31 protein-coding genes are annotated in these 19525 nt (G+C 67.3%); 1 reads left to right on the top strand and 30 read right to left on the bottom strand.

Annotated elements, in window-relative coordinates:
* Positions 1–166: 166 nt before the first annotated feature.
* Positions 167–1789: an ABC-F family ATP-binding cassette domain-containing protein gene (locus ACFC0Z_RS32055; RefSeq protein ID WP_376445422.1), complete on the bottom strand. Its 1623-nt coding sequence runs from the start codon at positions 1787–1789 to the stop codon at positions 167–169.
* A gap of 56 nt (positions 1790–1845) precedes the next feature.
* On the opposite strand from ACFC0Z_RS32055, the gene ACFC0Z_RS32050 reads away from it, so the two are divergent.
* On the top strand, positions 1846–2862 hold the full coding sequence (locus tag ACFC0Z_RS32050; RefSeq protein WP_376445419.1) for a hypothetical protein: 1017 nt from the start codon (positions 1846–1848) through the stop codon (positions 2860–2862).
* Here the strand turns inward: ACFC0Z_RS32050 and truA are convergent.
* The 29 genes from truA to rplD form a co-directional block, all read right to left on the bottom strand.
* Positions 2833–3693 (bottom strand): tRNA pseudouridine(38-40) synthase TruA, encoded by an 861-nt coding sequence (gene truA / locus ACFC0Z_RS32045; RefSeq protein WP_376445417.1) that lies wholly within the window; start codon positions 3691–3693, stop codon positions 2833–2835. The genes ACFC0Z_RS32050 and truA overlap by 30 nt on opposite strands.
* Positions 3694–3777: 84 nt before the next feature.
* The gene (gene rplQ / locus ACFC0Z_RS32040) at positions 3778–4242 is read right to left on the bottom strand and encodes a 50S ribosomal protein L17 (protein ID WP_376445414.1); all 465 of its coding nucleotides are present in this window, start codon (positions 4240–4242) and stop codon (positions 3778–3780) included.
* Between the two features lie 180 nt (positions 4243–4422).
* On the bottom strand, positions 4423–5445 hold the full coding sequence (locus tag ACFC0Z_RS32035) for a DNA-directed RNA polymerase subunit alpha (protein WP_071373341.1): 1023 nt from the start codon (positions 5443–5445) through the stop codon (positions 4423–4425).
* A 126-nt stretch (positions 5446–5571) separates the two neighbouring features.
* Complete coding sequence (gene rpsK / locus ACFC0Z_RS32030; protein ID WP_003956432.1) at positions 5572–5976, bottom strand: 30S ribosomal protein S11; 405 nt, start codon at positions 5974–5976, stop codon at positions 5572–5574.
* A gap of 66 nt (positions 5977–6042) precedes the next feature.
* Positions 6043–6423, bottom strand: coding sequence for a 30S ribosomal protein S13 (gene rpsM / locus ACFC0Z_RS32025; RefSeq protein WP_015035595.1), 381 nt, complete (start codon positions 6421–6423; stop codon positions 6043–6045).
* Positions 6424–6608: 185 nt separating this feature from the next.
* The gene (rpmJ, locus tag ACFC0Z_RS32020; protein WP_003956441.1) at positions 6609–6722 is read right to left on the bottom strand and encodes a 50S ribosomal protein L36; all 114 of its coding nucleotides are present in this window, start codon (positions 6720–6722) and stop codon (positions 6609–6611) included.
* Between the two features lie 62 nt (positions 6723–6784).
* Positions 6785–7006, bottom strand: a complete 222-nt coding sequence (gene infA / locus ACFC0Z_RS32015) for a translation initiation factor IF-1 (protein WP_003956442.1) — start codon at positions 7004–7006, stop codon at positions 6785–6787.
* 506 nt (positions 7007–7512) lie between these two features.
* Positions 7513–8364 (bottom strand): type I methionyl aminopeptidase, encoded by an 852-nt coding sequence (gene map / locus ACFC0Z_RS32010; protein ID WP_189800374.1) that lies wholly within the window; start codon positions 8362–8364, stop codon positions 7513–7515.
* A gap of 96 nt (positions 8365–8460) precedes the next feature.
* Positions 8461–9108, bottom strand: a complete 648-nt coding sequence (locus ACFC0Z_RS32005) for an adenylate kinase (RefSeq protein ID WP_376445411.1) — start codon at positions 9106–9108, stop codon at positions 8461–8463.
* The gene (gene secY, locus ACFC0Z_RS32000) at positions 9108–10427 is read right to left on the bottom strand and encodes a preprotein translocase subunit SecY (protein ID WP_376445409.1); all 1320 of its coding nucleotides are present in this window, start codon (positions 10425–10427) and stop codon (positions 9108–9110) included. Before secY ends, ACFC0Z_RS32005 begins: the two co-directional genes overlap by 1 nt.
* A gap of 416 nt (positions 10428–10843) precedes the next feature.
* Entirely contained in the window at positions 10844–11299 is a 456-nt protein-coding gene (gene rplO / locus ACFC0Z_RS31995) for a 50S ribosomal protein L15 (RefSeq protein ID WP_360800242.1), read from the bottom strand.
* Position 11300: 1 nt separating this feature from the next.
* Entirely contained in the window at positions 11301–11483 is a 183-nt protein-coding gene (rpmD, locus tag ACFC0Z_RS31990) for a 50S ribosomal protein L30 (RefSeq protein ID WP_015035589.1), read from the bottom strand.
* The gene (gene rpsE, locus ACFC0Z_RS31985) at positions 11483–12085 is read right to left on the bottom strand and encodes a 30S ribosomal protein S5 (RefSeq protein ID WP_015035588.1); all 603 of its coding nucleotides are present in this window, start codon (positions 12083–12085) and stop codon (positions 11483–11485) included. Before rpsE ends, rpmD begins: the two co-directional genes overlap by 1 nt.
* Positions 12086–12130: 45 nt before the next feature.
* On the bottom strand, positions 12131–12514 hold the full coding sequence (gene rplR / locus ACFC0Z_RS31980; RefSeq protein ID WP_015035587.1) for a 50S ribosomal protein L18: 384 nt from the start codon (positions 12512–12514) through the stop codon (positions 12131–12133).
* Between the two features lie 3 nt (positions 12515–12517).
* Entirely contained in the window at positions 12518–13057 is a 540-nt protein-coding gene (gene rplF / locus ACFC0Z_RS31975; protein ID WP_376445407.1) for a 50S ribosomal protein L6, read from the bottom strand.
* A gap of 21 nt (positions 13058–13078) precedes the next feature.
* On the bottom strand, positions 13079–13477 hold the full coding sequence (rpsH, locus tag ACFC0Z_RS31970; protein WP_015035585.1) for a 30S ribosomal protein S8: 399 nt from the start codon (positions 13475–13477) through the stop codon (positions 13079–13081).
* Between the two features lie 205 nt (positions 13478–13682).
* Positions 13683–13868 (bottom strand): type Z 30S ribosomal protein S14, encoded by a 186-nt coding sequence (locus tag ACFC0Z_RS31965; RefSeq protein ID WP_003948630.1) that lies wholly within the window; start codon positions 13866–13868, stop codon positions 13683–13685.
* Positions 13869–13873: 5 nt separating this feature from the next.
* A complete protein-coding gene (gene rplE, locus ACFC0Z_RS31960; protein WP_086024646.1) occupies positions 13874–14431 on the bottom strand; it encodes a 50S ribosomal protein L5 in 558 nt (185 codons plus the stop codon).
* The gene (rplX, locus tag ACFC0Z_RS31955; protein WP_041130777.1) at positions 14428–14739 is read right to left on the bottom strand and encodes a 50S ribosomal protein L24; all 312 of its coding nucleotides are present in this window, start codon (positions 14737–14739) and stop codon (positions 14428–14430) included. The genes rplE and rplX overlap by 4 nt, the downstream gene beginning before the upstream one ends.
* Before the next feature lie 2 nt (positions 14740–14741).
* Positions 14742–15110 (bottom strand): 50S ribosomal protein L14, encoded by a 369-nt coding sequence (rplN, locus tag ACFC0Z_RS31950; protein ID WP_003956455.1) that lies wholly within the window; start codon positions 15108–15110, stop codon positions 14742–14744.
* Positions 15111–15216: 106 nt separating this feature from the next.
* A complete protein-coding gene (rpsQ, locus tag ACFC0Z_RS31945; protein WP_024755411.1) occupies positions 15217–15498 on the bottom strand; it encodes a 30S ribosomal protein S17 in 282 nt (93 codons plus the stop codon).
* Positions 15498–15722: a 50S ribosomal protein L29 gene (gene rpmC / locus ACFC0Z_RS31940; protein WP_056552388.1), complete on the bottom strand. Its 225-nt coding sequence runs from the start codon at positions 15720–15722 to the stop codon at positions 15498–15500. The genes rpsQ and rpmC overlap by 1 nt, the downstream gene beginning before the upstream one ends.
* Positions 15722–16141, bottom strand: a complete 420-nt coding sequence (gene rplP, locus ACFC0Z_RS31935) for a 50S ribosomal protein L16 (RefSeq protein ID WP_017239579.1) — start codon at positions 16139–16141, stop codon at positions 15722–15724. The genes rpmC and rplP overlap by 1 nt, the downstream gene beginning before the upstream one ends.
* A 5-nt stretch (positions 16142–16146) precedes the next feature.
* The gene (gene rpsC, locus ACFC0Z_RS31930) at positions 16147–16986 is read right to left on the bottom strand and encodes a 30S ribosomal protein S3 (protein WP_015035579.1); all 840 of its coding nucleotides are present in this window, start codon (positions 16984–16986) and stop codon (positions 16147–16149) included.
* Positions 16986–17333 (bottom strand): 50S ribosomal protein L22, encoded by a 348-nt coding sequence (gene rplV / locus ACFC0Z_RS31925; protein ID WP_030359020.1) that lies wholly within the window; start codon positions 17331–17333, stop codon positions 16986–16988. Before rplV ends, rpsC begins: the two co-directional genes overlap by 1 nt.
* A gap of 42 nt (positions 17334–17375) precedes the next feature.
* On the bottom strand, positions 17376–17657 hold the full coding sequence (gene rpsS, locus ACFC0Z_RS31920; protein ID WP_015035577.1) for a 30S ribosomal protein S19: 282 nt from the start codon (positions 17655–17657) through the stop codon (positions 17376–17378).
* Between the two features lie 12 nt (positions 17658–17669).
* Complete coding sequence (gene rplB / locus ACFC0Z_RS31915) at positions 17670–18506, bottom strand: 50S ribosomal protein L2 (RefSeq protein ID WP_376445399.1); 837 nt, start codon at positions 18504–18506, stop codon at positions 17670–17672.
* 40 nt (positions 18507–18546) lie between these two features.
* The gene (gene rplW / locus ACFC0Z_RS31910; RefSeq protein WP_024755407.1) at positions 18547–18870 is read right to left on the bottom strand and encodes a 50S ribosomal protein L23; all 324 of its coding nucleotides are present in this window, start codon (positions 18868–18870) and stop codon (positions 18547–18549) included.
* Complete coding sequence (gene rplD, locus ACFC0Z_RS31905) at positions 18870–19520, bottom strand: 50S ribosomal protein L4 (RefSeq protein ID WP_376445396.1); 651 nt, start codon at positions 19518–19520, stop codon at positions 18870–18872. The genes rplW and rplD overlap by 1 nt, the downstream gene beginning before the upstream one ends.
* Between the last annotated feature and the right edge of the window lie 5 nt (positions 19521–19525).

Here is a 19525-nt window from a genome sequence, read left to right as displayed (position 1 = left end):
GGCCGCACTGCCGGGACCATCGCCCGTATGCGAGCCACTGGTAACTGCTCCAGGGAACCTGCGCCAGGGGGCCGACCGCGCGAACACGACCAACCCACTACGCATAACAAACCGCAACACTACCCGCGCCACCCCCGACGGGTCAAAACGCCCCGGGGCCTGACGGTCACCGCGCCCGCTCGACCCGCCGCTCGTCCCACACCGGCTCCGGGGTCTCCCTGACCACCCCGTCCGAGCCGAAGACCAGGAAGCGGTCGAAGGACTTCGCGAACCAGCGGTCGTGCGTGACGGCCATCACCGTCCCGTCGTACGACTCCAGGCCGTCCTGGAGCGCCTCGGCGGACTCCAGGTCCAGGTTGTCCGTGGGCTCGTCCAGGAGCAGCGCCGTGGTGCCGGCCAGCTCCAGGAGCAGGATCTGGAACCGCGCCTGCTGCCCGCCGGAGAGCTTGTCGAAGGACTGGTCGCCCTGCCGCTCCAGCTCGTACCGCCGCAGCATCGACATCGCCGCGCCCCGGTCCTTGGCGTGCTCCGTCCACAGGATGTCGACGAGCGGCCGCCCGGACAGCTCCGGGTGGGCGTGGGTCTGCGCGAAGTGACCCGGCACGACCCGCGCGCCGAGCTTCCACTGGCCGGTGTGCGCGACCGTGGGGTCTCCGGCGAGCAGCCGCAGGAAGTGGGACTTCCCGGAGCCGTTCGACCCGAGGACGGCGACCCGCTCCCCGTAGAAGATCTCCAGCGAGAACGGCTTCATCAGGCCGGTCAGCTCAAGGTTCTCGCAGGTCACAGCCCGTACGCCGGTACGTCCGCCGCGCAGCCGCATGCGGATGTCCTGCTCGCGCGGCGGCTCCGGCGGCGGACCGGCCTCCTCGAACTTCCGCAGCCGCGTCTGCGCCGCCGCGTACCGCGAGGCCATCTCGTGGCTGACGGAGGCGGCCTGCCGCAGGTTGACGACGAGCTTCTTCAGCTGGGCGTGCTTCTCCTCCCAGCGCCGCTTCAGCTCCTCGAAGCGGGCGAACCGCTCGCGCCGGGCGTCGTGGAAGGTGTCGAAGCCGCCGCCGTGCACCCACACGTCCGAGCCGGCCGGGCCGGGCTCGACGGCGACGATCTTCTGCGCGCTCCGGGAGAGCAGCTCCCGGTCGTGGGAGATGAAGAGCACGGTCTTGCGGGTCTCCCGCAGCCGCTCCTCCAGCCAGCGCTTGCCGGGAACGTCGAGGTAGTTGTCCGGCTCGTCGAGGAGCAGCACCTCGTCCGGGCCGCGGAGCAGCGATTCGAGGACGAGCCGCTTCTGCTCACCGCCGGAGAGCGTGCTGGCCTCGCGGAACTGCGCCTTCTCGTACGGGACGCCGAGCGCGGCCATCGTGCAGATGTCCCAGAGGGTCTCGGCCTCGTACCCCTGCACCTCGGCCCAGTCGCTGAGGGCCTGCGCGTACTTCATCTGCGCGGCCTCGTCGTCGACCGTCATGATCAGGTGCTCGGCCTCGTCGACGGCCTTCGCGGCCTTGCGGATGCGCGGCTCGGCGACCGAGACCAGCAGGTCGCGGACGGTGGACTCGTCCCGTACGGAGCCGACGAACTGCGGCATCACGCCGAGCCCGCCGCTGACGGTGACGGAGCCGCCGTGCGGCTGGAGCTCCCCGGAGATCAGGCGGAGCAGGGTCGTCTTACCGGCGCCGTTGGCCCCGACGAGGGCGACGACCGCGCCCTCCCCCACCCGGAAGGAGACGTCCCCGAGCAGGACCCTCCCGTCGGGAAGGTAGTACTCAAGATGTGCGGCCTCGACATGTCCCATGAGGTGCATTGTCACCGCCGGGCTCCCCTTCGCCCAACCGGTTTAGGATGCGCGGCATGAGCTTTGGGGGACCGCAGTGGCCGCAGGAGCCGCAGCAACAGGGGCAGGGTCAGGGCCAGGGGCAGCAGCCGGGGTACGGGCAGGGGCAGCCGGAGTACGGGCAGCAGCCCGGCTACGGCCAGGGGTACGGGGCTCAGGGCTACGGGGGCCAGGACTACGGCCGGCAGCCCTCCTACGGCCAGCAGCCGCCCACTCCCGCCCCCTCCCCCGGCACTCCTGACTGGGGCGCCATGGCGGACGCCTCCGCGAGCCGGGGCCGCCGCAAGCGCTGGCTGCTCGTCGGCACCGGCGTCCTCGCCACCGTCGCGGTGGGCGCGATCGTCGCCACCGCCGTCGTGGCCACGAACAAGAAGAACGACGAGTCGGCCAAGAACGGCGGCGGGACCGTACCCACCGCCACGGCCACCCCGAGCGACTCCCTCACGCCCGCGCCGACCTTCTCCTCGGTGGCCCCGCCGCCCCCGCCGAACCCGAAGGACTACATCTCGGACCCGAAGAAGGACAAGGCGCCGATCAGCGCCGAGGGCCTCTTCCCGGGCAAGAAGCTCACCATGAACAAGCGCCCGTACAAGAAGGGCGCGACCGCCGCCACCACGAACTGCGCGACGGCCACGCAGGGCGCCCTCGGCACCGTCCTGAAGAAGAACGGCTGCCAGAAGGTCCTGCGCGCGACCTACGTGAAGGACGGCGTGGCGATCACCGTCGGCGTCGCCGTCTTCCCGTCCGAGGCGGCGGCCCTCAAGGCGAAGGCCCAGGCCAGCGGCGGCATCGCCCCGCTCGCCGGCGCGGGCGTCCGCGAGTTCTGCCACGGCACCGTCTGCCTGCGCCGGGCGAACTCGGTCGGCCGGTACGCGTACTTCACCCAGGCCGGCTTCGCCGACGGCAAGAAGGTCACCAAGGCCGACAAGGCCGTCTTCCAGGCCAGTGACGACCTCGGCCGCTTCGCGTTCAACCAGATCTACGCCCGCGGGCGCACCCAGGCCTCAGCAGCAGCCGACGCTCCCGGGGAGTGACCTCTTGTTGCGCGCCTCCCGGCTGCGGGCGGCGAGCAGCGCGTCCTCCGGGTAGCCGACCTCTTCGAGGGTGAGGCCGTGCGGCCGTACGACGTGCACGGCCGAGTCCCGGACGCCGGCGGCGAGCACCTTGCCCGGCCAGTCCACGGGCCGGTGCCCGTCGCCGACGAAGAGCAGGGCGCCGACGAGCGAGCGGACCATGTTGTGGCAGAAGGCGTCCGCCTTGACGGTCGCCTCCAGGATCCCGTCCTCGCGCCGCTCCCACCGCAGCACCTGGAGCGTGCGGATCGTGGTCGCGCCCTCGCGCTTCTTGCAGTACGCGGCGAAGTCGTGCTCGCCGACGAGGGCGGTGGCGGCCTCGTTCATGGCGTCCATGTCGAGGGCCCAGTCGTGCCACAGGACGTGCCCGCGCAGGAGCGGGTCGACGCCGCCGGGGTTGTCGGTGACGCGGTAGGCGTACCGGCGCCAGACCGCGGAGAACCGCGCGTTGAACCCGGCGGGGGCCTCGGCCACCTTCCACACCCGGACGTCGTGGGAGAGCCGCCCGGCGAGCCGTCGCAGCAGCTTGTCCTGGTGCTCGGCCCACACGTCGACGGGCAGGTCGACGTGGGCGACCTGGCCGCGCGCGTGCACGCCGGCGTCCGTCCGGCCGGCGACGGTCAGCTCGTACGTCTCCTTGGACCGCGTCACGGTCCGCAGGGCGTCCTCGATCTCGCCCTGCACGGTCCGCTGCCCCTGGGCCTGCTTGGCCCAGCCGGAGAAGTCCTTGCCGTCGTACGAAAGGTCCAGCCGAACCCGTACGAAACCGTCCTGCACGTCATCGCTGCTCACGCGGAAATCCTCTCAGACACACGGGTGCGGGCCCGCACCCCCCGAGAGGGGTACGGGCCCGCGAGAGAAAGCTCTCAGGAACGCTTACGCGTCCTTCGACTCCTCGGCCGGAGCCTCGGCGGCCGCGTCGGCCTCCTTGACGGCGCGCTTGGCAGCGGCCTCGGCCTCGGCGACGGTCGCCTTCTTGGCGATCTCGCCCTCGACGAGCTCGATCACGGCCATCGGGGCGTTGTCGCCACGACGGTTGCCGATCTTGGTGATACGGGTGTAACCACCGGGACGCTCCGAGTAGCGCGGGGCGATCTCGGTGAAGAGGGTGTGGACGATGCCCTTGTCGGTGATCGTCTGCAGCACCAGGCGACGGTTGTGGATGTCGCCCTTCTTCGCCTTGGTGATCAGGCGCTCGGCGACGGGGCGCAGGCGACGGGCCTTGGCCTCGGTCGTCGTGATGCGGCCGTGCTCGAAGAGCGACTTCGCCAGGTTGGCGAGCAGCAGACGCTCGTGAGCGGCGCTGCCACCGAGACGGGCACCCTTGGCGGGACGCGGCATGGTGTTTCTCCTTGTGATCTGCACCGGCCGTATGAGGTACCGGTGTCAGTGTCCGAGCGAGCGGTTACTCGTCGGAGATCCGGCCGGGCCCCGAAGGGGCGAGGCCGGAAGGGGCGCGGGGAACTGCGCGATCAAGCACAGCGCACCCGCACCCGCAAACGGACCGGATGGCCCGAGCTCTTAGTACTGCTCGGTCTCGACGAAGCCCGCGTCCGCGTCGTCGTCGGCGCCAAAGGCGTCCGCCGCGGCGGTCGGGTCGAATCCGGGCGGGCTGTCCTTGAGCGCGAGGCCCATGCCGGCCAGCTTCGCCTTGACCTCGTCGATCGACTTCGCACCGAAGTTGCGGATGTCGAGCAGGTCGGCCTCGGAGCGGGCGACGAGCTCACCCACGGAGTGGATGCCCTCGCGCTTGAGGCAGTTGTACGAACGAACGGTGAGCTCGAGCTCCTCGATCGGCAGCGCGAGGTCGGCGGCGAGGGCCGCGTCCGTCGGGGACGGGCCCATGTCGATGCCCTCGGCGTCGATGTTGAGCTCGCGCGCCAGACCGAACAGCTCGACCAGGGTCTTGCCGGCGGACGCCATGGCGTCACGCGGGCGCATGGCCTGCTTGGTCTCGACGTCGACGATGAGCTTGTCGAAGTCGGTGCGCTGCTCGACTCGGGTCGCCTCGACCTTGTAGGTGACCTTGAGAACGGGCGAGTAGATGGAGTCGACCGGGATACGGCCGATCTCCTGGCCCGCCTGCTTGTTCTGGACGGCGGAGACGTAGCCGCGACCGCGCTCGACGGTCAGCTCCATCTCCAGCTTGCCCTTGCCGTTGAGCGAGGCGAGGACGAGGTCGGGGTTGTGCACCTCGACACCGGCCGGGGGCGCGATGTCGGCGGCGGTGACCAGACCCGGGCCCTGCTTGCGCAGGTACATCACGACCGGCTCGTCGTGCTCCGAGGAGACGACCAGCTGCTTGATGTTGAGGATCAGGTCGGTGACGTCCTCCTTGACGCCCGGCACGGTGGTGAACTCGTGCAGGACACCGTCGATGCGGATGCTGGTGACAGCGGCACCCGGGATCGAGGAGAGGAGGGTACGGCGGAGGGAGTTGCCGAGGGTGTAGCCGAAGCCCGGCTCCAGCGGCTCGATGACGAACCGGGAGCGGAACTCGTCGACGACCTCTTCGGTCAGCGACGGACGCTGAGCGATCAGCATGCGTTCAATCCTTCAGTCGTGGACGCCCACTATTTGACGCCCTACGGGAAATACCTACTACAAGGGTACGGGCGGCACGGTCCGAAGAGCCGTACCGCCCGAAGTCCTCAGTCAAGCAGCCGTGCGTCAGACGCGGCGGCGCTTGGGGGGACGGCAGCCGTTGTGCGGCGTGGGGGTGACGTCCTGGATCGAACCGACCTCGAGGCCCGTGGCCTGGAGGGAGCGGATCGCGGTCTCGCGGCCGGAGCCCGGACCCTTGACGAAGACGTCAACCTTGCGCATGCCGTGCTCCTGCGCGCGGCGGGCGGCCGACTCGGCGGCCATCTGCGCGGCGAAGGGGGTGGACTTGCGCGAGCCCTTGAAGCCGACGTGGCCGGCGGAGGCCCAGGAGATCACGTTGCCGGACGGGTCCGTGATCGAGACGATCGTGTTGTTGAACGTGCTCTTGATGTGCGCGTGGCCGTGAGCGACGTTCTTCTTTTCCTTGCGGCGCACCTTCTTGGCAGCGCCCTGACGACCCTTGGGGGGCATGTCGTTCTCCTACGGGAGGTGGTCGGTCCTACAGCGAAGACCGCTTGGTCAAGCGTCCGCTGAGGACTACTTCTTGCCCGGCTTCTTCTTGCCGGCGATGGCGCGACGCGGGCCCTTGCGGGTACGAGCGTTCGTGCTGGTGCGCTGACCGCGGACGGGCAGGCCACGACGGTGGCGCAGGCCCTGGTAGCAGCCGATCTCGACCTTGCGGCGGATGTCGGCGGCGATCTCGCGGCGGAGGTCACCCTCGGTCTGGAGGTTGGCGTCCACGTACTCGCGGATCTTGACGAGGTCTTCCTCGGCAAGGTCGCGGACACGGGTGGAGGGGTTCACGCCGGTCGCGGCGAGGATCTCCTCGGAACGGGTACGCCCGATGCCGAAGACGTAGGTGAGTGCGACCACCACACGCTTTTCGCGCGGGATGTCAACACCGGAAACGCGTGCCACTAATGGCTCCTGTGTTCTCGGGGGTCTGCTGCAGAACCACTCCCGACCGCCGTGTGAGGTACGAGTCGGGTCTCCGGCCCCCGCCGGAGGTACCGCCGACCCTGATGGGCTGGGCGGGCTCTGCGTATGTACGTATTGCTATGCGTCGCGCGAAGAACTGCGAAATGCAGGTCGGTCGGCGTGCGTCAGCCCTGGCGCTGCTTGTGGCGCAGGTTGTCGCAGATGACCATGACCCGGCCGTGACGGCGGATCACCTTGCACTTGTCGCAGATCTTCTTGACGCTCGGCTTGACCTTCATGGGATGTGAGGTTCTCCGGGTCAGTGCCACCACCCGCGTGGAACCGCGGGTGCGGGCAAGATCTACTTGTACCGGTAGACGATCCGGCCACGCGTCAGGTCGTACGGAGAGAGCTCCACGACGACCCGGTCGTCCGGAAGGATTCGGATGTAGTGCATCCGCATCTTGCCGGAGATGTGCGCGAGGACCTTGTGACCGTTCTGGAGCTCCACCTTGAACATGGCGTTCGGGAGGGACTCGATCACGGTGCCCTCGATTTCGATGGCACCTTGCTTCTTGGCCACGCTTCGCCTTTCGAATCGGCTACCTTGATCGACTCTCGCCGCCGCGTGCGGACACACGGGTACACGAGAGCCGACGCATCAGTCTACGTCAGGCACCTGGAAAAGACGAATCCGGGAAGTTTGCCCATCCCCGAAGATCCTTATGCAAGGTGCCACGCCGTAGAAAAGACCACTACGCCAGCGGATCCGGCGCCGCCGTCACGCCCAGCTCCGCCAGCTTCGCCTTGCCGCCGACCCAATCCCCGACGCTCCTCTCGCGGGCTCGGCGCCAAGGGCGCCTCACAAGCTTCGAGGGGCTGCGCCGGCCTCCGACCGGCGGGACCAGGCGGCCGGCCCGGACTACGCCAGCGGATCCGGCGCCGCGGTCACGCCCAGCTCCGCCAGCTTCGCCTTGCCGCCGAACCAATCCCCGACGCTCCTCTCGCGGGCTCGGCGCCAAGGGCGCCTCACAAGCTTCGAGGGGCTGCGCCGGCCTCCGACCGGCGGGACCAGGCGGCCGGCCCGGACTACGCCAGCGGATCCGGCGCCGCCGTCACGCCCAGCTCCGCCAGCTTCGCCTTGCCGCCGTCGACCGCGGTGAGGACCAGCGGGCCCTCCTCCGTCAGGGCGATGGAGTGCTCCCAGTGCGAGGACCAGGTGTTGTCGGTCGTGATGACCGTCCAGTCGTCCTTCAGGACCTCGGTGTGCGGCGTACCGAGGGAGACCATCGGCTCGATGGCCAGGCACAGGCCGGGGACCAGCTTCGGGCCCTTGCCGCGCTTGCGGGAGACGTAGTTCAGGAGGTGCGGGTCCATGTGCATCTCCGTACCGATGCCGTGGCCCCCGTAGTCCTCGATGATCCCGTAGCGGCCGAGGCTGTGGTCGCCCACGGCCGGCCGCGGCTGGCGCTTGATGTACGTCTCGATCGCCTTGGAGATGTCCACCAGGCGGTTGCCGAGCTTCATGGCCGCGATACCGGCCCACATCGACTCCTCGGTCACCCGGGAGAGCTCGACGAGCTCCGGCGCGTGCCCGGTGCCCACGAAGGCCGTGTAGGCCGCGTCACCGTGCCAGCCGTCCACGATCGCGCCCGCGTCGATGGAGATGATGTCGCCGTCCTTGAGGACGGTCTTGTCGTCCGGGATGCCGTGGACGACGACCTCGTTCACCGAGGTGCAGATGGTCGCGGGGAAGCCCCCGTACCCGAGGAAGTTCGACTTCGCCCCGTGGTCGGCGATGACCTTCCGCGCGACCTCGTCCAGGTCCTTCGTCGTGGCGCCCGGCACGGCCGCCTCACGCGTCGCCGCGTGGATGGCGGCGACGACCAGCCCGGCCTCGCGCATCTTCGCGATCTGCTCGGGGGTCTTGATCTGCACCATCGTGGCGGCCTTTCTTGCGTGTACACGGGACAGAACAACGATACGGCCGCGGCGCCCCTGACGGGCACCGCGGCCGTATCGCACGAACCGGGGGTGTTACTTCTGAAGCGCTTCCATCGCCTTGGCGGTGACCTCGTCCACCTTGCCGAGCGCGGAGATCGTCACGACCAGGTTCTGCGCCCGGTAGTAGTCGATGATCGGCTCGGTCTCCGTGTGGTAGACCTCCAGGCGCTTGCGCACGGTCTCCTCGGAGTCGTCCTCGCGCTGGTACAGCTCGCCGCCGCAGACGTCGCAGACGCCCTCGACCTTGGGAGCGTTGTAGGTCGCGTGGAACACGTGCGCGGAGTCGTTGCGGCAGATGCGGCGACCCGCGATCCGCTTCACGACCTCGTCCTCGGGGACCTCCAGGTCCAGGACCGCGTCGAGCTGGACGTCGCCCTCCTTGAGGATCTCGTCCAGCGCCTCGGCCTGGGCCACGTTGCGCGGGAACCCGTCGAGCAGGAAGCCGTTCACGGCGTCCTCCTGCTCCATACGGTCCTTGGCCATCCCGATCGTCACGGAGTCCGGCACGAGCTGGCCGGCCTTCATGTACGACTGAGCCTCCACACCCAGCGCGGTGCCCTGCGAGATGTTCGCACGGAACAGGTCACCCGTGGAGATGTGCGGAATGGCCAGGTTCTTGGCGAGGTACGCGGCCTGCGTACCCTTGCCTGCCCCGGGCGGCCCGACGAGGACGATTCGCATCAGCGGAGGAACCCTTCGTAATTGCGCTGCTGGAGCTGGCTCTCGATCTGCTTCACGGTCTCCAGCCCCACACCCACGATGATGAGGATGCTCGTCCCACCGAAGGGGAAGTTGGCATTGGCGCCACCGAAGCCTGCCAACGCCATCGTCGGCACAAGAGCGATCAGACCCAAGTACAGCGAGCCCGGCCAGGTGATCCGGTTGAGCACATAGCTCAGGTACTCGGCAGTAGGTCGACCAGCCCGGATGCCCGGGATGAAGCCACCATACTTCTTCATGTTGTCCGCAACTTCCTCGGGGTTGAACGAGATCGCCACGTAGAAGAAGGCGAAGAACACGATCAGGAGGAAGTACGCGGCGATGTAGTAGGGGTGGTCACCCTTGACGAAGTGGGCTTCGATCCAGGTCTTCCAGCCGGCGGTGCTGTTCGAGAACTGCGCGATCAGCGCCGGGATGTAGAGAAGCGACGACGCGAAGATGACAGGAATCACACCTGCCTGGTTCACCTTCAGCGGGATGTACGTGGACGTACCGCCGTAGGAGCGCCGGCCGATCATGCGCTTCGCGTACTGCACCGGGATACGGCGCTGGGCCTGCTCGACGAAGACCACGAGGGCCACCATCGCGAAGCCGACCAGGATGACGGTGCCGAACTCGATCCAGCCGTCGGCCAGGTCACCCTCGACCTTGATCTTCCACAGCGCGCCCGGGAAGCCGGCGGCGATCGAGATGAACATCAGGATCGACATGCCGTTGCCGATGCCGCGGTCGGTGATGAGCTCACCGAGCCACATGACGACGCAGGTACCCGCGGTCATCGTGATGACCATGGTGGCGATGGCGAAGATCGACTGGTCGGGGACGACCTGGTCGGCGACCACACAGCCGCTGAAGAGCGCACCGCTCTTGGCGGTGGCCACGAGGCCCGTGCCCTGCAGGACGGCCAGCGCGACGGTCAGGTACCGGGTGTACTGCGTGATCTTCGCAGTGCCGGACTGGCCCTCCTTCTTGAGGGCTTCGAGACGCGGGATCACGACGGTGAGCAGCTGCAGGATGATGCTCGCCGTGATGTACGGCATGATGCCGAGCGCGAAGATGGTGATCTGCAGCAGCGCGCCGCCACTGAACATGTTGACCAGGCCGAACAGGCTGTTGTTGCCCTCGCTGGCCTGCTTCACACACTGCTGGACGGCCTCGTAGCTGACGCCGGGCACCGGGATGTGGGCGCCGAGGCGGTACAGCACGATGATGGCGAGCGTGAAGAGCAGCTTCTTGCGCAGGTCGGGCGTCTTGAACGCCCGGGCGAACGCGGTGAGCACGGTGCCTCCTGCGACCCCCGCGCTATGCGTCAAGGGTGACGGTCTTGAGGTTCGACGATTGGTTATCGGTCTTCAATCCCGTGCGGGCATACCGCACGGAGTCTAGACAGTGCACGCCACCTTACCGGCGACCATGCCCGCCTAGGAACGACCAAAGGGGGATACCCCTTTTGGGAGCATCCGGGCCCGGCTCCGTCCGAAGGCCGTCGGCCGGGCCTCGTACTCACTTTCCAGGGGCGTCCGGCGGGAACGGGACCGGTACGCGGGCCGCCCGAGTCCATCACCTCCGGAGGCCGAAGCCGCCGGGAGAACCTCCGGGGAACCTCCGGGAGAACCTCCGGGGAACGCAGAGAAGCCCGGCCGGCTCCCCCGAAGGGGAACCGGCCGGGCTTGCTCAGTGCTGCTGTCTACCGGGCTCAGACGAGCTCGGTGACGGTGCCACCGGCGGCGGCGATCTTCTCCTTGGCGGAGCCGGAGACGGCGTCAACCGTCACCTGCAGCGCCACGGTGATCTCGCCCTGGCCGAGGACCTTGACGAGCTGGTTCTTGCGAACCGCACCCTTGGCGACCAGGTCGGCCACCGTGACCTCGCCACCCTGCGGGTAGAGCGCGGTCAGCTTGTCCAGGTTCACGACCTGGTACTCGGTGCGGAACGGGTTCTTGAAGCCCTTGAGCTTCGGGAGACGCATGTGGAGGGGCATCTGCCCACCCTCGAAGCGCTCCGGAACCTGGTAACGGGCCTTGGTGCCCTTGGTACCACGACCGGCCGTCTTACCCTTCGACGCCTCACCACGACCGACACGGGTCTTCGCGGTCTTGGCGCCGGGGGCCGGACGGAGGTTGTGGGCCTTCAGCGGGTTGGTCTCCGCCATGTCAGTCAACCTCCTCGACCGTCACGAGGTGGCGGACGGTGTGCACCATTCCGCGGAACTCGGGGCGGTCCTCCTTGACAACCACGTCGTTGACCTTCTTGAGGCCAAGCGAGCGCAGGGTGTCGCGGTGGTTCTGCTTGCTGCCGATGTACGACTTCGTCTGCGTGACCTTGAGGCGAGCCATTACGCACCCGCCCCAGCACGCGCACGGAGCAGAGCCGCGGGAGCGACGTCCTCGAGGGGCAGACCACGGCGAGCCGCGATCTCCTCGGGACGCTGCAGGCCCTTGAGGGCCTCCACGGTCGCGTGCACGATGTTGATCGCGTTGTCGGAGCCGAGCGACTTCGACAGGATGTCGTGAACGCCGGCGCACTCGAGCACGGCGCGCACCGGGCCACCGGCGATAACACCGGTACCGGGGGAAGCCGGCTTGAGCAGGACGACGCCCGCGGCCTTCTCGCCCTGGATCGGGTGAGGGATGGTGCCCTGGATGCGGGGAACCTTGAAGAAGTTCTTCTTGGCTTCCTCGACGCCCTTGGCGATGGCCGCGGGAACTTCCTTGGCCTTGCCGTAACCGACACCTACGGTGCCGTCACCGTCACCCACCACGACGAGCGCGGTGAAGCTGAAGCGACGACCACCCTTGACAACCTTGGCGACGCGGTTGATCGCGACAACGCGCTCAACGTACGCGGTCTTCTCGGCGGCAGCGCCACCGTCGCGACCCTTCCGGTCCCGCCGCTCGCCGCCACCGGCACCGCTGCCGCGGCGCTGGGGTCCAGCCATTGGATTACCTCTCTCTGTTACGTCCGTTAGTCCCGGAACCGGGGCTTAGAACTTCAGCCCGGCTTCGCGGGCGGCGTCAGCCAGAGCGGCAATGCGCCCGGCGTACCTGTTGCCACCACGGTCGAACACGACAGCCTCGACACCGGCGGCCTTGGCGCGCTCGGCGACAAGAGCGCCGACCTGCTTGGCCTGCGCGGACTTGTCACCCTCGCCGCCACGGATCGACGCGTCCAGGTTCGACGCCGACGCAAGGGTGTGACCCTTGAGGTCGTCGATGACCTGAGCGGTGATACCGCGGTTCGAACGCGTCACGACGAGGCGCGGACGCTCCGCCGTACCCGACACGTTCTTGCGGATGCGGATGTGGCGGCGGGCCTTGGCGGCACGCTTGTAAGCGTCGCCCTTGGCGATCTTCACACCGTATGCCATGGCTTACTTACCAGCCTTTCCGACCTTGCGGCGGATGACCTCGCCGGCGTACTTGACGCCCTTGGCCTTGTACGGGTCGGGCTTCCGCAGCTTGCGGATGTTCGCCGCGACCTCGCCGACCTTCTGCTTGTCGATGCCCTCGACCGAGAACTTGGTCGGCGACTCGACCTTGAACGAGATGCCCTCGGGCGCCTCGATCAGGATCGGGTGGCTGTAGCCGAGCTGGAACTCCAGACCGGAGCCCTTCGCGGCCACGCGGTAACCGACACCGCTGATCTCGAGCGCCTTCACGTAACCCTGGGTCACACCGGTGATCATGTTGGCCACCAGCGTGCGGGACAGGCCGTGAAGGGCCTTGTTCTGACGCTCGTCGTTCGGACGGTTGACGTTCAGAACGCCATCCTCGCCCTTAACGATCTCGATCGGCGCGGCGACGGTGTGGGTCAGGGTGCCCTTGGAACCCTTGACCGTGACCGTGCGGCCCTCGATGGTGACGTCCACGCCGGCGGGAACCTGGATAGGCAGCTTGCCAATACGCGACATTAGCTATTCCTCCGTTCCCGACTACCAGACGTAGGCGAGGACTTCCCCACCTACGCCCTTCTTGCCTGCCTGCTGGCCGGTCAGGAGACCGTGGGACGTGGAGATGATCGCCACGCCCAGGCCGCCGAGAACCTTCGGCAGGTTGGTGGACTTCGCGTAAACCCGGAGGCCGGGCTTCGAGATCCGCTTGATGCCCGCGATGGAGCGCTCACGGTTCGGACCGAACTTGAGCTCGAGGACGAGGTTCTTGCCGACCTCGGCGTCCTCGACCTTCCAGCCCGTGATGAAGCCCTCCTGCTGGAGGATTTCCGCGATGTGAGACTTGATCTTGCTGTGCGGCATCGTCACGGAGTCGTGGTATGCCGAGTTCGCGTTACGCAGACGAGTCAGCATGTCCGCGATCGGATCAGTCATGGTCATGAATTGGCCTTCGGCCTCTCTCGCCGGGGTTTCCAGTGCGCCATCCCTCTCCCCACACAGGGGCGGGACGGGTGCGGCGCGGGGACCTACGGCGTAGTAAGTCGTACGGGCGGCGGACGCCCAACCACACAAGCCTAAGGCATGCGGGGCCGGGCATCCGCCGACCAATGCTTACCGAGAGACTCCGGTCATCCCAACTAGGGGATTACCAGGAGCTCTTGGTCACGCCCGGCAGCTCGCCACGGTGAGCCATCTCACGAAGGCACACGCGGCACAGGCCGAACTTGCGGTACACGGAGTGGGGACGACCACAGCGCTGGCAGCGCGTGTAGCCACGCACGCCGAACTTGGGCTTGCGGGCAGCCTTCGCGATGAGAGCCTTCTTCGCCATCTCGCTTACGCCTCCTTGAAGGGGAAGCCGAGGTGACGCAGAAGGGCACGGCCCTCGTCGTCGTTGGTCGCCGTGGTCACCACGGTGATGTCCATACCCCGGACACGGTCGATCTTGTCCTGGTCGATCTCGTGGAACATGACCTGCTCCGTGAGACCGAAGGTGTAGTTGCCACGCCCGTCGAACTGCTTGGGGGACAGACCACGGAAGTCGCGGATGCGCGGAAGCGCGAGCGACAGGGTGCGGTCCAGGAACTCCCACATGCGGTCGCCACGGAGGGTGACGTGCGCACCGATCGGCTGGCCCTCACGCAGCTTGAACTGCGCGATGGACTTGCGGGCCTTGGTGACGGCCGGCTTCTGACCGGTGATGGTGGTCAGGTCGCGGATCGCACCGTCGATCAGCTTCGAGTCACGGGCGGCGTCGCCGACACCCATGTTGACCACGATCTTCACGAGGCCGGGAACCTGCATGACGTTCTCGTACGAGAACTCCTCACGCAGCTTGCCCGCGATCTCCTCGCGGTACTTCGTCTTGAGACGCGGAGTGGTGGTAGCCATCAGATGTCCTCACCCGTCCGCTTGGCAACGCGGATCTTGTTGCCCTCGTCGTCGAAGCGGTAACCGACACGCGTGACGACCTTCTTGCCGTCCTTCTCCACGACCAGCTGGACGTTGGAGACGTGGACCGGAGCCTCGGTCGTGACGATGCCACCGGCCTGCGACGGGCCGGCCTTGGTGTGCTTCTTGACCCGGTTGACACCCTCGACGAGGACGCGGTTCTCAGCGGGGAAGGCCGTGATGACCTTGCCCTGCTTGCCCTTGTCCTTACCGGTGATGACCTGGACCAGGTCGCCCTTCTTGATCTTCATGCTTACAGCACCTCCGGCGCGAGCGAGATGATCTTCATGAACTTCTTCTCGCGCAGCTCACGGCCGACCGGGCCGAAGATACGGGTGCCACGAGGGTCGCCGTCGTTCTTGAGAATGACAGCGGCGTTCTCGTCGAAGCGGATGTACGAGCCGTCCTGGCGGCGGCGCTCCTTGACGGTGCGAACGATGACCGCCTTGACGACGTCACCCTTCTTCACGTTGCCACCGGGGATCGCGTCCTTGACGGTGGCGACGATGACGTCACCGATGCCCGCGTAGCGGCGACCCGAGCCACCGAGAACACGGATGCAAAGGATCTCCTTGGCACCAGTGTTGTCGGCGACACGCAGTCGCGACTCCTGCTGGATCACGTCTATCTCCTGATTTGTCTGCCGGTTCCCGGCGGGGTCGCGCTAAGCGAGAGCACGACCCCACCGAGCCTGGCGGAACGAACTCGAAGGGTTACCCCTTCAAGAATTACTTGGCCTTCTCGAGGATCTCGACGACGCGCCAGTGCTTCGTCGACGACAGCTTCCGGGTCTCCATCAGGAGGACGCGGTCACCGATGCCGGCAGCGTTCTGCTCGTCGTGAGCCTTGAGCTTGTTCGTACGGCGGATGACCTTGCCGTACAGCGCGTGCTTGACGCGGTCCTCGACAGCGACGACGACGGTCTTGTCCATCTTGTCGCTGACGACGAGGCCCTCGCGGACCTTACGAGCGTTGCGCTCGGTCTTCTCAGTCACGTTGCTCTCGCTCATCAGACGTTCTCCACCGTCTCGATGCCCAGCTCGCGCTCGCGCATCAGGGTGTAGATCCGGGCGATGTCCTTACGGACGGACTTGAGCCGACCGTGGTTCTCGAGCTGGCCCGTCGCCGCCTGGAAGCGGAGGTTGAACAGCTCTTCCTTGGCCTCGCGGAGCTTGTTGAGAAGCTCCTCGTTGCCCAGCTCGCGCAGCTCGGACGCCTTGGTACCGGCCGACATCACAGCTCACCTGCTTCGCGCTTCACGATCTTGCACTTCATCGGCAGCTTGTGGGCCGCACGGGTGAGGGCCTCGCGCGCGATCTTCTCGTTCGGGTAGGACAGTTCGAACATCACCCGACCCGGCTTGACGTTCGCGATCCACCACTCCGGAGAACCCTTACCGGAACCCATGCGGGTCTCGGCGGGCTTCTTCGTCAGCGGGCGGTCCGGGTAGATGTTGATCCAGACCTTGCCGCCACGCTTGATGTGGCGGGTCATCGCGATACGAGCCGCCTCGATCTGGCGGTTGGTCACGTAAGCCGGCGTGAGGGCCTGAATGCCGTACTCGCCGAACGCAACCTGCGTACCACCCTTGCTCGCGCCGGAGCGCTTGGGGTGGTGCTGCTTGCGGTGCTTGACCCTACGGGGGATCAGCATGTCGGTCAGGCCTCCGTTCCGGTGCTCTCAGCCGGAGCAGCGGCGGCAGCCTCGGCCTTGGGGGCCTCGGCGGCCGGAGCCGACTGCTGCGGCTTGCGGCCGCGGCCGCCACGCTCGCCACCACGGCCACCACGGCCGGCCGGGCGGTCGCCAGCGCCGGCACCACGGGCCGGGCGGTTACCCGCACGGGCCGCAGCGTTCTCGGCGCGGACCTCGGCGATGTTCTTGACGTCGCCCTTGTAGATCCAGACCTTGACGCCAATGCGACCGAAGGTCGTCTTGGCCTCGAAGAAGCCGTAGTCCACGTTCGCGCGGAGCGTGTGCAGCGGCACACGACCCTCGCGGTAGAACTCCGAGCGGGACATCTCGGCGCCGCCGAGACGACCGCCACACTGGATCTTGATGCCCTTGGCGCCGGCCTTCATCGTGCCCTGCATGCTCTTACGCATGGCGCGACGGAAGGAGACGCGGGAGGAGAGCTGCTCGGCAACGGCCTGAGCAACCAGCTGAGCGTCCATCTCGGGGTTCTTGACCTCGAGGATGTTCAGCTGGACCTGCTTGCCCGTGAGCTTCTCGAGGTCGCCGCGGATGCGGTCGGCCTCGGCGCCACGGCGGCCGATGACGATGCCGGGACGCGCGGTGTGGATGTCCACACGCACACGGTCACGGGTGCGCTCGATCTCAACCTTCGAGATGCCGGCGCGCTCCATGCCGGACGTCATCATCCGACGGATGGCGACGTCTTCCTTGACGTAGTCCTTGTACAGCTTGTCGGCGTACCAACGGGACTTGAAGTCCGTGGTGATGCCGAGCCGGAACCCATGCGGGTTAACCTTCTGGCCCATTACCGGGTTCCTTCCTTGCTGCTGACGACCACGGTGATGTGGCTGGTCCGCTTACGGATCCGGTAGGCACGGCCCTGGGCACGCGGACGGAACCGCTTCAGGGTCGGGCCCTCATCGACGAACGCCTCGCTGATGAACAGCGAAGAGGCGTCCGTGTGGTCGTAGTTGTGCGCGGCGTTGGCGATGGCGCTGTCCAGCACCTTGCCAACCGGCACGCTCGCGGCCTGCGGGGCGAAACGCAGGACCGCCTGAGCCTCCGTGGCATCCATGCCACGGATAAGGTCCACCACACGGCGGGCCTTCATGGGCGTAACGCGGATGTACCGCGCCTGGGCCCTGGCTTCCATGGTTGTCCTTCCAGTGTCTGTCATGGTCATTCCACCCCGCTACTAGCGGCGCTTCGACTTCCGGTCGTCCTTCACGTGACCCCGGAAGGTGCGCGTCGGCGAGAACTCGCCGAGCTTGTGGCCGACCATCGACTCGGTGACAAACACCGGAATGTGGGTCTTGCCGTTGTGCACCGCGATCGTGTGGCCGAGCATGGCCGGGATGATCATCGAGCGACGGGACCAGGTCTTGATGACGTTCTTGGTACCGGCTTCGTTCTGGGCGTCCACCTTCTTGACGAGGTGGCCGTCGACGAAGGGTCCCTTCTTGAGACTGCGCGGCATCTAAACCCGCTCCTAGCGCTTCTTGTTCGTCTTGCGGCGGCGGACGATGTACTTGTTCGAAGCCTTCTTCGGCGAACGAGTACGACCCTCCTTCTGACCCCACGGGGAGACCGGGTGGCGACCACCGGAGGTCTTGCCCTCACCACCACCGTGCGGGTGGTCGACCGGGTTCATCGCCACACCGCGAACGGTCGGGCGAACGCCCAGCCAGCGCTTACGGCCGGCCTTGCCCCAGTTGATGTTCGACTGCTCGGCGTTGCCGACCTCGCCGATGGTGGCGCGGCAGCGGGCGTCGACGAGACGGATCTCACCGGACGGCATACGAAGGTGGGCCATCGTGCCCTCCTTCGCGAGCAGCTGCACGGAGGCACCAGCGGAGCGCGCGAACTTGGCACCGCCACCGGGACGGAGCTCGATCGCGTGGATCGTGGTACCGACCGGGATGTTGCGGAGCGCCAGGTTGTTGCCGGGCTTGATGTCAGCGCCGGGGCCGTTCTCGACGCGGTCACCCTGCGTCAGACCCTTGGGGGCGATGATGTAGCGCTTCTCGCCGTCCAGGTAGTGGAGCAGCGCGATGCGCGCGGTGCGGTTGGGGTCGTACTCGATGTGAGCGACCTTCGCCGGCACGCCGTCCTTGTCGTGACGACGGAAGTCGATCACACGGTAGGCGCGCTTGTGGCCACCGCCCTGGTGGCGGACGGTCACACGACCGGTGTTGTTACGGCCGCCCTTGCTGTGCAGGGGGCGGACCAGCGACTTCTCCGGCGTGGACCGCGTGATCTCGACGAAGTCGGCTACGGAAGAGCCACGACGGCCCGGCGTAGTCGGCTTGTACTTGCGGATTCCCATTTCTCAGTCCTCGTCCGATTCCGGACGATCCAGACCGCCCTTAGGCGGTCGGACCGCCGAAGATGTCGATACGGTTGCCCTCGGCAAGGGTCACGATGGCGCGCTTGGTGTCCTTGCGCTTGCCGAAACCGGCCTTGGTGCGCTTGCGCTTACCCTGGCGGTTGATCGTGTTGACCCCGGTGACCTTGACCGAGAAGACCGCCTCGACGGCCTGCTTGATCTGGGTCTTGTTGGAGCCAGGCGCGACGATGAACGTGTACTTGTTCTCGTCCAGCAGGGCGTAGCTCTTCTCCGAGACAACCGGCTTGACGAGAATGTCGCGCGGGTCCGAGAAGGTCTTGCTGGTGACGACGGCCTCAGTCATCAGGCGTCGCTCCCTTCGGTCTCAGCGGTCTGGGGGCCAGACACGAAGGACTCGAGGGCGGCCTGGGTGAAGACCACGTCGTCGGAGACGATCACGTCGTACGTGTTGAGCTGGCCCGGCTCCAGGATGTGCACCTGGGGCAGGTTGCGGGCGGACAGCCACGCGGCCTCGTCGGCACGCTCGACGACCAGGAGCAGGTTCTTGCGCTCCGAGATCTTGCCGAGCAGCGTCTTGGCGGCCTTGGTGGAGACAGCACCCTCGACCACGCCGGTGACGACGTGGATGCGGGAGTGGTTCGCCCGGTCCGACAGGGCACCGCGGAGGGCGGCGGCCTTCATCTTCTTCGGGGTCCGCTGCGAGTAGTCACGCGGCACGGGACCGTGCACGACGCCACCACCGGCGAACTGAGGGGCGCGGGTCGAGCCCTGACGGGCGCGGCCGGTGCCCTTCTGGCGGTAAGGCTTCTTGCCACCACCACGGACTTCGCCACGGGTCTTGGTCTTGTGCGTGCCCTGACGGGCCGCGGCCAGCTGCGCGACGACGACCTGGTGGATCAGCGGGATGCTGACCTTGGCGCCGAAGATCTCCGCGGGGAGCTCGACGGTCCCGGCCTTGTCGCCAGACGGCGAAAGGATGTCAATGGTGCTCATCGGTT

Source organism: Streptomyces sp. NPDC056144, from assembly GCF_042264145.1.
GTDB lineage: Bacteria > Actinomycetota > Actinomycetes > Streptomycetales > Streptomycetaceae > Streptomyces.
Note: the sequence above shows the minus strand (reverse complement) of the source record. Positions and strands in the feature narration are given on the sequence as shown.

Bases quoted from the DNA above. Each gene is read 5' to 3' on its own strand.
- ACFC0Z_RS32055 (WP_376445422.1), bottom strand. From the start codon at position 1,789: ATGGGACATGTCGAGGCCGCACATCTTGAGTACTACCTTCCCGACGGG.
- ACFC0Z_RS32050 (WP_376445419.1), top strand. From the start codon at position 1,846: ATGAGCTTTGGGGGACCGCAGTGGCCGCAGGAGCCGCAGCAACAGGGG.
- rplQ (WP_376445414.1), bottom strand. From the start codon at position 4,242: ATGCCGCGTCCCGCCAAGGGTGCCCGTCTCGGTGGCAGCGCCGCTCAC.
- ACFC0Z_RS32035 (WP_071373341.1), bottom strand. From the start codon at position 5,445: ATGCTGATCGCTCAGCGTCCGTCGCTGACCGAAGAGGTCGTCGACGAG.
- rpsK (WP_003956432.1), bottom strand. From the start codon at position 5,976: ATGCCCCCCAAGGGTCGTCAGGGCGCTGCCAAGAAGGTGCGCCGCAAG.
- rpmJ (WP_003956441.1), bottom strand. From the start codon at position 6,722: ATGAAGGTCAAGCCGAGCGTCAAGAAGATCTGCGACAAGTGCAAGGTG.
- map (WP_189800374.1), bottom strand. From the start codon at position 8,364: ATGGTGCAGATCAAGACCCCCGAGCAGATCGCGAAGATGCGCGAGGCC.
- ACFC0Z_RS32005 (WP_376445411.1), bottom strand. From the start codon at position 9,108: ATGCGAATCGTCCTCGTCGGGCCGCCCGGGGCAGGCAAGGGTACGCAG.
- rplO (WP_360800242.1), bottom strand. From the start codon at position 11,299: ATGGCGGAGACCAACCCGCTGAAGGCCCACAACCTCCGTCCGGCCCCC.
- rpmD (WP_015035589.1), bottom strand. From the start codon at position 11,483: ATGGCTCGCCTCAAGGTCACGCAGACGAAGTCGTACATCGGCAGCAAG.
- rpsE (WP_015035588.1), bottom strand. From the start codon at position 12,085: ATGGCTGGACCCCAGCGCCGCGGCAGCGGTGCCGGTGGCGGCGAGCGG.
- rplR (WP_015035587.1), bottom strand. From the start codon at position 12,514: ATGGCATACGGTGTGAAGATCGCCAAGGGCGACGCTTACAAGCGTGCC.
- rplF (WP_376445407.1), bottom strand. From the start codon at position 13,057: ATGTCGCGTATTGGCAAGCTGCCTATCCAGGTTCCCGCCGGCGTGGAC.
- rpsH (WP_015035585.1), bottom strand. From the start codon at position 13,477: ATGACCATGACTGATCCGATCGCGGACATGCTGACTCGTCTGCGTAAC.
- ACFC0Z_RS31965 (WP_003948630.1), bottom strand. From the start codon at position 13,868: ATGGCGAAGAAGGCTCTCATCGCGAAGGCTGCCCGCAAGCCCAAGTTC.
- rplX (WP_041130777.1), bottom strand. From the start codon at position 14,739: ATGAAGATCAAGAAGGGCGACCTGGTCCAGGTCATCACCGGTAAGGAC.
- rpsQ (WP_024755411.1), bottom strand. From the start codon at position 15,498: ATGAGCGAGAGCAACGTGACTGAGAAGACCGAGCGCAACGCTCGTAAG.
- rpmC (WP_056552388.1), bottom strand. From the start codon at position 15,722: ATGTCGGCCGGTACCAAGGCGTCCGAGCTGCGCGAGCTGGGCAACGAG.
- rplP (WP_017239579.1), bottom strand. From the start codon at position 16,141: ATGCTGATCCCCCGTAGGGTCAAGCACCGCAAGCAGCACCACCCCAAG.
- rpsC (WP_015035579.1), bottom strand. From the start codon at position 16,986: ATGGGCCAGAAGGTTAACCCGCATGGGTTCCGGCTCGGCATCACCACG.
- rplV (WP_030359020.1), bottom strand. From the start codon at position 17,333: ATGGAAGCCAGGGCCCAGGCGCGGTACATCCGCGTTACGCCCATGAAG.
- rpsS (WP_015035577.1), bottom strand. From the start codon at position 17,657: ATGCCGCGCAGTCTCAAGAAGGGACCCTTCGTCGACGGCCACCTCGTC.
- rplB (WP_376445399.1), bottom strand. From the start codon at position 18,506: ATGGGAATCCGCAAGTACAAGCCGACTACGCCGGGCCGTCGTGGCTCT.
- rplW (WP_024755407.1), bottom strand. From the start codon at position 18,870: ATGACTGAGGCCGTCGTCACCAGCAAGACCTTCTCGGACCCGCGCGAC.
- rplD (WP_376445396.1), bottom strand. From the start codon at position 19,520: ATGAGCACCATTGACATCCTTTCGCCGTCTGGCGACAAGGCCGGGACC.